The 13208-nt window shown below is 64.8% G+C and carries 13 protein-coding genes; 6 read left to right on the top strand and 7 right to left on the bottom strand.

Features of this window, described 5'->3' with window-relative positions; translation table 11 throughout:
• Window positions 1-4: 4 nt before the first annotated feature.
• Both IE126_RS04135 and IE126_RS04130 read left to right on the top strand, forming a co-directional pair.
• A complete protein-coding gene (locus tag IE126_RS04135; RefSeq protein ID WP_189380243.1) occupies window positions 5-742 on the top strand; it encodes an N-formylglutamate amidohydrolase in 738 nt (245 codons plus the stop codon).
• A gap of 117 nt (window positions 743-859) precedes the next feature.
• Entirely contained in the window at window positions 860-1012 is a 153-nt protein-coding gene (locus IE126_RS04130) for a hypothetical protein (protein WP_158640449.1), read from the top strand.
• Between the two features lie 18 nt (window positions 1013-1030).
• Here IE126_RS04130 and IE126_RS04125 read toward each other — a convergent pair whose 3' ends face one another.
• Window positions 1031-1891, bottom strand: coding sequence for a D-amino-acid transaminase (locus IE126_RS04125; protein WP_189380242.1), 861 nt, complete (start codon window positions 1889-1891; stop codon window positions 1031-1033).
• 190 nt (window positions 1892-2081) lie between these two features.
• Between IE126_RS04125 and IE126_RS04120 the strand changes: the two genes are divergently transcribed.
• The 3 genes from IE126_RS04120 to IE126_RS04110 all read left to right on the top strand — a co-directional run bounded on the left by IE126_RS04120 (window position 2082) and on the right by IE126_RS04110 (window position 5473).
• Entirely contained in the window at window positions 2082-3041 is a 960-nt protein-coding gene (locus tag IE126_RS04120; protein ID WP_108128142.1) for an L-malyl-CoA/beta-methylmalyl-CoA lyase, read from the top strand.
• A 313-nt stretch (window positions 3042-3354) separates the two neighbouring features.
• Complete coding sequence (locus IE126_RS04115) at window positions 3355-4314, top strand: acetyl-CoA carboxylase carboxyltransferase subunit alpha (protein ID WP_054300746.1); 960 nt, start codon at window positions 3355-3357, stop codon at window positions 4312-4314.
• A gap of 106 nt (window positions 4315-4420) precedes the next feature.
• A complete protein-coding gene (locus IE126_RS04110; protein WP_054300745.1) occupies window positions 4421-5473 on the top strand; it encodes a Hint domain-containing protein in 1053 nt (350 codons plus the stop codon).
• Window position 5474: 1 nt separating this feature from the next.
• Here the strand turns inward: IE126_RS04110 and IE126_RS04105 are convergent, their stop codons facing one another.
• The 4 genes from IE126_RS04105 to IE126_RS04090 are packed head-to-tail and all read right to left on the bottom strand — an operon-like array spanning window position 5475 to window position 8379.
• The gene (locus IE126_RS04105) at window positions 5475-6080 is read right to left on the bottom strand and encodes a pyridoxamine 5'-phosphate oxidase family protein (protein ID WP_054300744.1); all 606 of its coding nucleotides are present in this window, start codon (window positions 6078-6080) and stop codon (window positions 5475-5477) included.
• Complete coding sequence (locus IE126_RS04100; RefSeq protein WP_189380241.1) at window positions 6077-6811, bottom strand: lysophospholipid acyltransferase family protein; 735 nt, start codon at window positions 6809-6811, stop codon at window positions 6077-6079. The genes IE126_RS04105 and IE126_RS04100 overlap by 4 nt, the downstream gene beginning before the upstream one ends.
• On the bottom strand, window positions 6812-7708 hold the full coding sequence (locus IE126_RS04095; protein WP_108128144.1) for a cell division protein FtsX: 897 nt from the start codon (window positions 7706-7708) through the stop codon (window positions 6812-6814).
• Complete coding sequence (locus IE126_RS04090) at window positions 7708-8379, bottom strand: cell division ATP-binding protein FtsE (RefSeq protein WP_108128350.1); 672 nt, start codon at window positions 8377-8379, stop codon at window positions 7708-7710. The genes IE126_RS04095 and IE126_RS04090 overlap by 1 nt, the downstream gene beginning before the upstream one ends.
• Window positions 8380-8551: 172 nt before the next feature.
• On the opposite strand from IE126_RS04090, the gene IE126_RS04085 reads away from it, so the two are divergent.
• On the top strand, window positions 8552-9391 hold the full coding sequence (locus IE126_RS04085) for a zinc-ribbon domain-containing protein (protein ID WP_189380240.1): 840 nt from the start codon (window positions 8552-8554) through the stop codon (window positions 9389-9391).
• Window positions 9392-9400: 9 nt separating this feature from the next.
• Here the strand turns inward: IE126_RS04085 and IE126_RS04080 are convergent, their stop codons facing one another.
• Together IE126_RS04080 and lysA are read right to left on the bottom strand one after the other, a co-directional pair.
• On the bottom strand, window positions 9401-11848 hold the full coding sequence (locus IE126_RS04080) for a DUF4175 domain-containing protein (protein WP_189380239.1): 2448 nt from the start codon (window positions 11846-11848) through the stop codon (window positions 9401-9403).
• A 28-nt stretch (window positions 11849-11876) separates the two neighbouring features.
• On the bottom strand, window positions 11877-13142 hold the full coding sequence (gene lysA, locus IE126_RS04075) for a diaminopimelate decarboxylase (protein ID WP_189380238.1): 1266 nt from the start codon (window positions 13140-13142) through the stop codon (window positions 11877-11879).
• Window positions 13143-13208 lie beyond the last annotated feature (66 nt).

Raw genomic sequence — 13208 nt, 5'->3', positions numbered from 1 at the left:
GAGAATGACAGTGCAGCCCTATTCGATTGAAGGCGCCACGCGGCCCGGCCGCTGGCTGATTACCTGCGACCATGCGACCAATCGGGTGCCACCGGATATCTGCGGCGGCGATCTGGGGATCGCGCCCGAGGATATGGCCCGCCATATCGCCTATGACGTGGGCGCCGCCGGTCTGGCACGGGCTTTGGGCCTGTCGCTGGACAGCCCCGTGATCTGTTCCGATTTCTCGCGCCTGGTGATCGACCCGAACCGGGGCGAAGATGACCCGACGCTGGTGATGAAGCTGTATGACGGCACCATCATTCCCGCCAATCGCCCTGTCGGTGCGGCAGAGGTGGAGCGGCGGCTCGACACGCTGTACCGCCCCTATCACGACGCGCTGGAGGCTTTGGCCGCGCGGCGCGACGATACGGTGTTGCTGGCGATCCACAGTTTCACGCCTTGTCTGCGGGGCAGGGCGCCCCGGCCCTGGCAGGTGGGTGTGCTTTACAGCCACCTGGATGACCGGCTGTCACGCCCGCTGATCGACCGTCTGAAGGCGGAACCGGATCTGTGCATCGGCGACAATGAACCTTATTCCGGCCATCTGCCCGGTGACTCGGTTGACCGTCATGCCTTGCAGCCGGGGCGGCATAACACGCTGATCGAACTGCGCAACGATCTGATCGGGACGGCGGAGGCACAGGAATACTGGGCCGCGCGTCTGGCGCCGATTCTGTCTGCGGTCCTGTCGGGGCTTTAGGCGGCGACAATCCGACGCCTGATCCGGCGGTGTTTCCCGTCCGACAGCTAAATACGTCAAAAATTTGACGAAACCGGGGCAGGGCGGCACAGTGGCGTTCTGAACCGGAGACTTGCCATGGAACTGCTTGGAATGTTGCTGACACTGCCGCTCGCCCTTGTGGGGATGAGCTTTGCGGGCCATCACTCCGGTTCAGACGATGATCATGCCGGGACCGAAGAGGAAGAGCAGGCCGCCAACGGCGACCTGCTGGATGCGGCGCGGGGCTGAGGCCGCGCCGCGCGGGGGTCAGACGGCGGCCTTGCGCATCTCGTCCAGATAGATTTCGCGCATCCGGGTGGCCACGCGGCCAACCGCGCCGGTGCCTACCGCCGCGCCGTCAATTTCCACGACAGGCATCACGAAGGCCGAGGCCGAGGTGATGAACGCCTCATCCGCTTTCTGTGCTTCGTCGATGGTGAAGTTGCGCTCCTCGACTTCCATCTGCGCTTCCTTGGCGAAACGCAGCACGGCAGCACGGGTGATGCCGTGCAGGATGTCGGAAGACAGGGCGCGGGTGATGATCTTGTTGCCCTTCACGATATAGGCGTTGTTCGAGGTGCCTTCGGTCACGAACCCGTCCTCGACCAGCCAGGCGTCATCCACGCCCGCCTTCTTGGCGGCCATCTTGGCCATCGAGGGATAGAGGAGCTGAACCGTTTTGATATCGCGGCGGTGCCAGCGGATGTCGGGCACCGAGATCACGCGCCAGCCGGTCTTTGCCGCCGGGCTGTCGGCCAGACCGGGCTTGGCCTGCGTGAACAGAACGACGGTCGGGGCGGTATCGGCGGGCGGATAGGCGAAATCGCGGTCGCCCGGATTGCCGCGGGTCACCTGCAGATAGACCATGCCCTCGTCGATGCCGTTCCGCGCCACCACTTCGCGGTGGATGGCCAGCCATTCGGCATCGGAATGCGGGTTGGTCATCTCCAGCTCGGTCAGGCTGCGGGCCAGGCGTTTGCTATGACCGTCGAAGTCGATCAGCTTGCCACCCAGCACGCTGGTCACCTCATAGACGCCATCGGCCATCAGGAAGCCACGGTCGAAGACCGAGACCTTCGCCTCTTCTTCCGGCATGTAGTCCCCGTTCACATAGACGGTGCGGCTCATCTTGAATTTCCTTTGAATCTTGCCCGGAACCCCCAGCGGTGTGCGGCAGATGGCAGGGCAGGTCAAGCATTCATCCTCGCCGCTATGCCGCATACGCAATGCTGCATTCGCAAATCCTGCTTGCCAACGCCTGCGCAACAATCTAACCATTCCGCAACCATCCCTGAAATTTACTTGCAGAGAGACGTCGATGAGCTTCCGCATCCAGCCCGCTGCCCCCGCCCGCCCGAACCGCTGCCAGCTGTTCGGCCCCGGCTCGCGTCCCGCGCTGTTCGAGAAGATGGCGGCATCGGCGGCGGATGTGATCAACCTTGATCTGGAGGACTCGGTCGCACCGGCCGACAAGCCGCAGGCCCGCAAGAACATCATCGAGGCGATCAACACGATCGACTGGGGCAAGAAATACCTGTCGGTGCGCATCAACGGGCTGGATACACCGTTCTGGTATCGCGACGTCGTCGAGGTGCTGGAAGGCGCGGGCGAGCGGATCGACCAGATCATGATCCCCAAGGTGGGCTGCGCCGCCGATGTCTATGCGGTGGATGCGCTGGTGACGGCCATTGAACGGAACATGGGCCGGACCAAGCCGATCAGCCTTGAGGTCATCATCGAAACCGCCGCCGGCATCGCCCATGTCGAGGAAATCGCCGCCTCTTCGCCGCGCCTGCAGGCCATGAGCCTCGGTGCCGCCGATTTCGCGGCCTCGATGGGGATGCAGACCACCGGCATCGGCGGTACGCAGGAAAACTACTATATGTATCGCGACGGCGCGAAATACTGGTCGGACCCGTGGCACTGGGCACAGACGGCCATCGTCGCCGCCTGCCGCACCCATGGTATCCTTCCGGTCGACGGCCCCTTCGGCGATTTCAGCGATGACGAGGGCTTTCGTGCGCAGGCCCGCCGGTCCGCCACGCTGGGCATGGTCGGCAAATGGGCGATCCATCCCAAGCAGGTCGCGCTGGCCAACGAGGTGTTTACCCCATCGGAACAGGCTGTGACGGAGGCGCGGGAAATCCTTGCCGCGATGGAAGAGGCCAAGGCGGCAGGGCAGGGCGCCGCCGTCTACAAGGGGCGTCTGGTCGACATCGCATCAATGCGTCAGGCCGAAGTGATCGTGCGCCAGGCCGATATCATCGCGGCATCGTGATGAATCGTTGACAAACTGCTGCCTTTGGTCGCAGTCTGATTTCACGAAAGCTTAACAATTCATCGCTCGCCGTAGCGATACCCGCGCCGCCAGCGGGGAGAGGAGGCCCCCGGCGGCATCACGGGAGGAGCAGACCCCGCGATCTGATCGCGGGGTCTTGCTGTTTTCAGCCTTTGGCCTGGTGGCGCCTTGCCCGCCCGGCCCCCGCTTTCAATGCTTCCACAAGCGGAGTTTCGGCCTGTCGCAGCTCAGTCACGTTGCAATTCCTCGCAACCGCCTGCATATAAGCCGCAATCGCAATGCGGAGAGAGCAATGACCTATCTCGAATTCGAGAAGCCCCTTGCGGAGATCGAAGGCAAAGCCGAAGAGCTGCGCGCCCTCGCCCGGCAGAACGAGAAGATGGATGTCGAGAAAGAGGCCGCCGCGCTGGATCGCAAGGCCGAGCAGCTTCTGAAAGACCTCTACAAGGATCTGACGCCCTGGCGGAAATGCCTTGTTGCCCGCCACCCGGACCGCCCGCATTGCAGCGATTACATCGACGCGCTGTTTACCGAATACACGCCGCTGGCCGGGGACCGGAACTTTGCCGACGATCACGCCATCATGGGCGGCCTCGCGCGGTTCAATGACATGCCGGTGGTGGTGATCGGCCACGAAAAGGGCAATGACACCAAATCGCGGATCGAGCACAATTTCGGCATGGCCCGTCCCGAGGGCTATCGCAAGGCGGTGCGGCTGATGGATATGGCCGACCGTTTCAACCTGCCCGTCATCACGCTGGTCGACACGCCCGGTGCCTATCCGGGCAAGGGCGCGGAAGAGCGTGGCCAGTCAGAGGCCATCGCGCGCTCGACCGAGAAATGCCTGCAAATCGGTGTGCCGCTGGTGTCGGTCATCATTGGCGAAGGCGGCTCCGGCGGGGCGGTGGCCTTTGCTACGGCCGACCGGATCGCCATGCTGGAACATGCAGTCTATTCGGTGATCTCGCCTGAAGGCTGTGCCTCGATCCTCTGGAAGGATGCCGAGAAGATGCGCGAGGCGGCCGAGGCGCTGCGCCTGACCGCGCAGGATCTGCAAAAGCTGGGCGTTATCGACCGCATCATCAAGGAACCTCTGGGCGGCGCGCAGCGCGGCAAGAAAGAGGCGATTGATGCCGTTGGCAAGGCGGTCGAGATGATGCTGAAAGAGCTTTCGGGCAAGTCGCGCGAGGTTCTGGTACGCGACCGACGGCAAAAGTTCCTCAAAATGGGTTCGAAGGGCCTCGCGGCCTGATCACATCCGCGTGGCTGCCGCAGGATGGCCGCATTTGCGACCGACTGCGGCCATGGCCATGATCCAGCCTTTCCGTCCATGTGTATCGGACGGAAGGTAATGGTTCATGGCGCCCAACCAGCTTATCCAGAACGGAAGCTTTTCGGCTGGCAGCACCAGTTGGACCGGCACCGATATCGAGCTGAACCCATATACCTCCTATGGTGTATCGGGCGGCTCCAACCCGTCTGCCGGAACGGTTACCGAAATGGATGGCCGCAGCGGCTATCGCACCGTCCTGCAACAGACCGTCACTGTTGCGCGTGATGGCCAGACCGGCACCTTCAGCTTTGATACCGCCCTGCGTTCGGCGCTGACCGGCAATCCGTCCTCCGGTGCCTATAATGTGCAGATCATCAATGCGACCACGGGCAGCGTGATCCTGTCGCACACGATCTCGCCGACCTCGACCACCTGGGTCAACCAGAGTTACACCGTCACCTTCCCGAGCGCCGGAAATTACATCGTGCGCTTCACCGAAGCCGCTTCGGGGGCGGATGACAGCCTCGGCTCGGTTCTGGACAACGTGTCGCTGCTGGTGTGCTTCGTCGCTGGCGCGCGTATCCGTGCCGAAACCGGTATGGTTCCGGTCGAGGCGGTCGAACCCGGCATGCGGATCTGGACCGCGGATCATGGCTTGCAGACCGTCCGCTGGTCGGGGCAGCGCCGGATCAGCCAGGCACAGCAACGCGCCACCCCCGCTCTGCGCCCGGTGATATTCGAGCCGGGTACGCTGGGCGAGGGTCAGCCCGCGCACCGGCTTCGCGTTTCGCAGCAGCATCGCATGTGCCTGCGCGACTGGCGCAGCCAGCTTTATTTCGGAGAAAGCGAGGTGCTGGTGCCTGCGAAAGCTCTGATCGACGGCAAGGGTATCCGGCTTGCACGACCCGATCAGGCGGTGACCTATGTGCACTTCCTGTTTGACAGGCACGAAATCGTCGAGGTTGAAGGATGTCTGGCCGAAAGCTTTCTGCCCACCGGCCTGTCACTGGGCGGAGTGGAAGAGGCCGCGCGGGAAGAAATTCTGCGGCTGTTCCCGCAGCTTCGGCAGCAGCGGAACATCATTGACAGTGCGCGGCCCGTGTTGTCGGCGCGCGAGGCGGCCGTGCTGGCTGCCTGAGTTACCACATGGTTTTCGCCGCCCGGCCCGGCCATTCGGCATCATAGCTGGCCCCGTCAAACCGGCCTTCGGTAATTTCACGCAGCATATCCCCGATAGTGGGCAGGCCCGCCGACTGGTCGCCCGAGGTCCAGAGTTCGGCACGGATCAATGCACGCGCACATTGGGAATAGACCTCCGCAATCTCGATCACGATGACCGTGCGCGGGGCCTTGCCATCGCGGGCGAAGCTTTGACACAGCTCGGGCGCCGCGCTCAGGCGGGCGGAGCCGTTCACCCGCATCGCCGTGGAGCTGCCGGCGACGAGGAACATCAGGCTTACCCGGCCATCACGCACGATGTTGCGCAGGGAATCGATGCGTTCGTTGCCCTTCCAGTCAGGCATCAGCAGGGTGCGTGCATCCGCGATGCGCACCACCGGCCCGCAGTCTCCGCGCGGACTGCCATCGGTGCCTTCCGGCCCTACGGTGGTCAGCACGCAGAACCGGGACCGCTCGATATGAGCGCGATAGGCCGGGGTCAGTATGGGGGTGACCTTGATCCGCGCAGCTTCGCCCGGAGTGCCGTAGAGCGCATGCAGCGCGTCCAGATCCTCAACCCAGCTCATGCGGAAAACCCGGCTTCGATCATCAGCGCGTCAGAGGAGGCCTCGATCTCGCGTTCCAGCCGGGCCATGAACTCGCCATTGCCAAGACCGGGGCCGATGGCGGGCAGAAACTCCACCACGGCGGTGCCGGGCTTGCGCAGCACGCCGCGCCTTGGCCAGAATAGGCCGACATTGGTGCCGACCGGCACGCAATCCTGACCAAGCTGACTATAAAGCAGGGCAGACCCGACCTTGTAAGGGGCTTTCACCCCGGGTGCGACACGCGTGCCCTGGGGATAGATGATCAGCTGCCCCGGCAGGCTGGCGCCCGATTTCACATCGGCCATCATCTTCATGATCGCCGCGCCCCGCTTGCCACGGTTGACCGGCACGCAACCGATGCGCAGCGCATACCAGCCCAGCACGGGCGCCCAGACCAGTTCGCGCTTCATGATGAACTTGCCACGCGGCACCGCGCCGAAGATCAGAATGATATCCAGAAAGCTCTGGTGTTTCGCGGCAATCAGCACCTCGCCCTGCGGCGGGGTGCCACGCACTTCGGTATTCAGCCCCGTCAGCAGCCGCAGGCTGAACCGCACCCATGCGCAGAAGCTGCGGCAGGCGGTATGGGCATAGCGGCGATCTATCAGGGCGGGGATCAGCAGCACGACGCCGATGACAAACATCGCCAGATACATCTGGATGCTGAAGGTCAGCGACAACAGCCATTGCAGGGGCAGGATGCGGCGCATTCAGGTCAGCTCCTTGAGGCGCGAGAAGGCGGCAAACCTTGTGGCGGCAAAGGCCACTGCAGCGGCGAGCAGGGGCAGGACAGCAGGCAGAAGCCAGCCCCAGCCGGTAAAGCCGAGGCCGGTCAGAAAGCCGCCCGCCGTGTCGGCAGAGGGCAGGATCGCCACACCGATCATGCCCAGCAGGGCGCCGACGGCGGAACCGGCCAGTGCCCGCAGGGTGAACCGCCGCACGAAAGCCCGCGCGATATAGCTGTCACGCGCACCGACCAGCCGCAGCACGCGGATCACCTGTGCATTGGCGGCCAGTGCCGCATGGGCGGCCAGCGTGATCATCCCGGCCATGGTGCCGCCGATCAGCAGGATCGACACCAGACCCAGCAGCCGCAACCGCCCCGCCGCTACCGCCAGCGGGCGGCGCCAGCGCGTGTGGTCATCCAGTACGGCACCCGGTGCCTCTGCCAGCAGCCGCTGTCGCAGCCCGTCGGCATCGTAACCCGTGGAATCCTCGGTGAGTTCGACCAGACGGGGCAGGGGCAGGCTGTCGACCGGCAGGTCGGGCCCGAACCACGGCTCCAGCAGCTTGCGCTGTTCCTCGTCGCTCAGCGCGCGGGCGCTTTCGACGCCGGGTGTGGTGGCCAGCACGTCAAGAACGGCGCGGGTTTGCATCTCGATCTGATCGGCCGGGGCAGAGATCCGCACCGTCGCAGTTCGGGCCAGCGCATCGGACCAGCGGTCTGCCATCCGGCCGGCGGCCATCGACAGGGCCAGTGCGAAGACCGCGAGGAACGTCATGGCGCCTGCGGTGAACGAGGTCAGCCATGCGGTATGGCCTGACCGTGGCACAACCCGGTCGGATTGCCGGTCACGACGCAGAAGCTGGGGCAGAAGGGCGCGCATCACAGATCCGCCCCGGCCAGTTGCAGCCGACGATTGCTGATCCGCAGCACGCGTGCCGCGATCTGGGCCTTGGCCTGCCGGATCAGGTTCATGTCATGGGTGGCGACAACGATGGTCTTGCCCATCCGGTTCAGTTCGACCAGCAGGGTCAGAAGCCGCAGCGACATTTCCCAGTCGAGGTTGCCGGTCGGCTCGTCCGCGAGGATGACTTCCGGGTCCATGATGATGGCGCGGGCCAGAACCGCCCGCTGTCGCTCGCCTCCGGACAGCGAGGGGGGCAAGGCATCGGCCAGATGTTTCAGCCCGACCCAGGCCAGAAGATCGCCCAGATCGCGGTTGTCGATCTCGCGTTGCGAAACGGTCAGCGGCAGCGTCACATTGGCGGCCAGCGGCAGATGGTCAAGAAACTGGCAATCCTGGTGCACCACCCCGATGCGTCGCCGCATCTGCGCCACGTCATCGCGGCCAAGGCTGCGGACTTCGCGGTCAAACAGCGTGACATGGCCTGCCGTGGGCGAAAGCTCGGCATAGCAAAGCTTCAGGAAGGTCGATTTGCCAGCGCCCGAAGGGCCTGTCAGAAAATGAAAAGACCCCGGTGCCAGCCGGAGCGTCATGTCCGAGAGCAGTTCGCCCCCGCCGTAACTGTAGGCCACGTTCTCGAAGGAAATCACCGGATGCCCCATTGTCGCATGGCGCGCACATTCGCCCAGTGGCGCGGCGGATTCAACCACATGCGCGACGACTTGCGGAGAATCCTGTCCGACTTGGGGTTGGACAAGCAACATATCGTTGCTACAACTGGGCCAGTAACAAGCCGGAAACGGCGGGCGGGAGCGGGACAGGATGCGGCTGATTTGCCCCAATTGCGATGCGCAGTACGAGGTCGCGGATGATGCCATTCCGACCGAGGGCCGCGATGTGCAATGTTCGAATTGTGGCCACGCCTGGTATCAGGAGCACCCGTCGGTTCTTGAAGCCCGCGAAGAGGCCGATGCGCTGGAAGCCGCGCTGACGCTGCCCGATCCCGTGCTGGAAACCGGGACGCCGCCGCTGGCGGAGCCGGAACCGGCGCCTGTGCCACCGCCGCCGACTGTCGAGCCCGTTCCGGAACCCCCGGTCCCGCCCGTCGCAGCACCACCCCGCCGCAGCAGTCTGGACGACAGCCTGATGGCCGTCCTGCGCGAAGAGGCGGAACGTGAGGCGCAGGCTCGGGCGAGGGAAGAGCCGCGCGGGCTGGAAGTGCAGGGTGATCTCGGGCTGGATTCCGTGGGGGCTGTTGTGCCTGCGTCTGCGCAGCGCGTGGCCCGGCTGAAAGGAATCGAGACCGACTCGCAGGAGGATGCCGAGGGCGAAGCCGCCGCGGCGCGTATCGCCAAGGGCCGGGATTTGCTGCCCGATATCGAGGAAATCAATTCCACGCTCCGCCCCTCAAGCGAGCGCGGTGTCAACGAGGCAGAGGTCTCGTCGGCGGCGCAGCCGCAGGGCAGTTCGTTCCGCAGCGGCTTTGCGCTGATGCTGCTGGTCGCGGTCGCCCTTGCGCTGGCCTATGTGATGGCGCCCCGGATTGCCCAGCAAATCCCGGCGCTTGCGAAACCTCTGGCGGGCTATGTCGAAGGCGTCGATGCGGCACGACTTTGGCTTGACGGGCTGATGCAGCGAGCAATTGCCGCCTTGCAGGGCTGACGCCCGGCTTCAGAACAGATCCAGCAGCCGCTTCAGATAACCAAGTTCGTTGTCGGCGCGCTGTTGCTCGCCCGCGCGGCGCCGGATCTCGTCCAGCAGATCCTGCGCGCGGCGGTAAACATCCTGCCCCTGCGCCATGTTGCTGTCCGAACCGATGGCGCGACTGTCGCCCTGCTCACGGCCCAGCGGATCGCGGGAGCGGCCGGGCTCATCGTTGCCGCCAGGCTGCTGCTCGGCCTGATCGGCACGCCGGGCTTCGCGCGCGGCTTCGTCAAGCGCCCGCATCCCCTGACGCAGCCGGTCCATCGCTTCGGCCTGCCGGTCCAGTGCGCCGGACAGATCGCCGTCGCGCAGCGCGCGTTCCGCCTCGTCCATGGATTGCTCGGCCCCATCCAGCGCCTGCCGTCCCTGTTGACCCTTCTCGCTGCCCTCGCCGGGAAGCTGGCGATTGCCCAGCCCTTCCAGCCGTTCGCGCAAAGCGCGCTGACGCTCGGCCAGACTGCCGCCTTCGCCCTCTTCCTTTTCGCCCTGACCCTGATCGCCCTGCTGCAACTGGCGGAAGGATTCGTCTGACAGATCCTGTTGGTCGCGCAGCGTTTCCTGAAGCGCCCCCATGCCGGGTACCGAAAAGCCATCATCGCCCGCGCCACCTTCGGTGATCTGCAAATTCTCCAGCAATTGCTGCAACATGGCCATGGCCTGCGCGGCTTCGGCCATCTTTCCTTCCTCGATCAGGCGCTGGATTTCATCCATCATTTCCTGAATCTGGTTGCCGGTGATCTGCATGCGTTCCTGATTTTCGGCCTGCTGCCCATCCGGGTTGCGCTGGGCGCGTTCGGCGAGCATGCGCACATAATCCTGCGTTGCGGCGCGCAGCTCTTCCATCAGTTCCTGAATTTCGGCCGGATCGGCGCCGTTGCGGATCGCCTCGTTCAGCCGGTCCTGTGCGCGTTCCAGCCGGGCGCGGGCTGAGGCCAGATCGCCTTCCTCGACCAGCAGCGCAATCTCCCAGAACTCTTTCGCCAGTTCATCGCGCAGTTCCGGGGTCAGCGATGCGGCATTGGTATCCAGCTTTGCCATCGCCGTTTTCAGCCGGTCGAAAGTTTTTTCGTCGCGGATCAACCCGTCGGGATGATAGGTGATCGCTCGGAAAATCTGCGCGGCGCGCGGGGCATTGCTGCGGTTCCAAAGCAGATCACGCCGCATCTCGACGATTGCGGCGGCCAGCGGATCGAAAAAGCGCTTGCCGGGCAGCACGAGACTCAGGGGCTCAGTCTGGCCGGTCTGTCCGCGTCCGTCCGTCACTTCAAGCTGCACCTGCACGGGCAGGTTGGCGAAGGGATGTTCCGAGATATCCTCGACCAGCGCATCCTCGAAGCTGGCGCGGTTGCCGCTGATCGGCAGCGGCAGGTCAAGCGTAAGGGAAGGGCGCGGTTCCGGCTCGGTCGCAAGGCCATACCGCCGGTCAACCTGCGGCAAGTCCAGCGTGATGCTGACGCTGCCCGAGGTAATGCCATAATCGTCCTCCGCGGAGAAGGGCAGCTTCATCTTGCCATCGCGTTCGCGGGTTACCGGCCCCGTCACTGAAACGCCCGGTGCCTTGTCCGGGCTGACGGCCACCTGCCATTCGCGTCCGCCGCGTCCGCTGATCGAAAGGGCGCCGCTTTGCATCACCTCAAAGCTCTGCGCCGGGTCCGAGACGGCACCGGGCCGGGTGCTGCCCGAGATGGTTTCGTTCAGCGTCAGCGCGCCGACATCGCCGTAAAGCCGGATCTGGACCTTGCTGCCCTGCGGTAGCTCCAGCGGGCCAGCGGGTACGTCATTGAGGTAAAGCGCCGGCTTGCCGGTATAAAGCGGCGGCTGGGCCCAGCCTTCCCACGAGGGGCCGGCCATCATGGCCTCGGCGGCGCCGGGGGCGAGGCCGGACACGCTGGCGACCCGCCAGATGGAGCCGAACAGCAGCGCCATCACCATGGCGGTCAGCGCCATGTAGCGGAGCCCGAACGGGTCGCGCTCCGCCAGACGCAGGTCGGGCCGCACCGGGCGGGCGGTGGCGGCGCGGGCTGTCATGCGGGCGCGATGGGCCAGCCAGACCGCGACCGAGGCCGGATCGGAGCCACCCACCGCCTGTTCGTCGGTCAGCGCCGAAATCGGCTGGCCGGGCAGCGAAGCATCCAGTCGCGCCAAAGCTTCGGTCCGCCGGGGGGCGTTAAAGCGGCGTAACCCGCGCCACAGGGCCCAGCCTGCACCGACACAGGCGGCGACCAGCCCGGTCCAGGCCGCTTCAAGTGGCAGGATATCCTGAAGCCCGAAGGCCAGCACGGACAGGACCAGCAGAAGCACGGTCCACAGCGGCCAGAAGGCGCGTGATAGGCGTTCGGCCCATAGCCCCGCCCACGTCAGCCGCAGCGGCCAACGGATACGGTGAAACAGCTCGGGCGCGGGTTTCGCCTGCATTGCCTCCGTCACAGTTGGGGCCGCGAAGTCACAGCCATGACGGCAGCTTATCGCGGCTCAGCATCTCGTCATAGCTCGGGCGTTCCCGGATGACGGCGAAGTGATCGTCGCGCACCAGAACCTCGGGCACAAGAGGGCGCGAGTTGTATTCGTTGGCCATGACCGCTCCATAGGCCCCGGCCGAGCGGAAGGCCACCAGATCTCCCTCTGCCATCAGCGGAAGATCGCGTGCCTTGGCGAACGTATCGCCGGTTTCGCAGATCGGGCCCACGATGTCGAAAGGCTGGGTCGGCGTGGCGGGGGCGGGTTCTGCCACCGCGACGATGTCGTGATGCGCACCATACATCGCCGGGCGCACCAGATCGTTCATTGCGGCGTCGACGATCAGGAAATCACGGCCCTCGCCATGTTTCACATAGATCACCTTCGACACCAGAATGCCGGAATTTCCGGAAATCAGCCGCCCGGGCTCGATCTCGATCTCACAATCCAGATGACCCAGTTTCTGCTTGATCAGTGCGCCGTAATCCAGTGGCAGCGGCGGCGCCTCGTTCGACCGGGTATAGGGAATACCCAGGCCCCCGCCCAGATCAAGGCGGCGGATCGTATGGCCATCGGCCCGCAGCGCGGCGGTCAGGTCGGCCACCTTGTCAAAGGCCTGGCCGAACGGCTCCAGTTCGGTCAGCTGGCTGCCGATATGAACGTCGATGCCCACGATCTCCAGCCCCGGCAGGCGGGCGATTTCGGCATAGACTTCGCGCGCGCGCGCGATCGGGATGCCGAACTTGTTCTCGCTTTTCCCGGTGGCGATCTTTTCGTGGGTCCGGGCATCCACATCCGGGTTTACCCGGACGGTGACGGGTGCGCGCAGGCCCATCGAGGCGGCGACTTCGGACAGCGCCCGCATCTCGGGTTCGCTTTCCAGGTTGAACTGGCGGATGCCGCCTTCCAGCGCGATCCGCATTTCCTCGCGCGTCTTGCCGACGCCCGAGAACACGATGCGATCCCCCGGCACCCCGGCGGCCTTGGCGCGCAGATATTCCCCGATGGAGACCACGTCCATCCCCGCGCCCAGATCGCCCAGAAGCTTCAGCACCGCCACGTTGGACAGCGACTTGATGGCGAAGCAGACCATGTTCGGCAGCGGGTCCAGCGCCTGTTTGAACAGTTGGTAATGCCGGGTCAGCGTCGCAGCGGAATAGCAATAGAACGGCGTACCCACCGCAGCGGCGATTTCGGTCAGCGGCACATCCTCGGCGTGCAGGCTGCCATTGCGGTAGATGAAGTGATCCATGCGCGCCTCCTCAAGCAGTCGCCCCGCCTATAGCAGAACACAGCATCTTCGCAATCGCGGCGCAAA

The organism is Gemmobacter nanjingensis, from assembly GCF_014652195.1.
Taxonomy (GTDB): Bacteria; Pseudomonadota; Alphaproteobacteria; order Rhodobacterales; family Rhodobacteraceae; genus Gemmobacter; species Gemmobacter caeni.
This window is presented reverse-complemented; position numbering and strand designations above follow the sequence as displayed.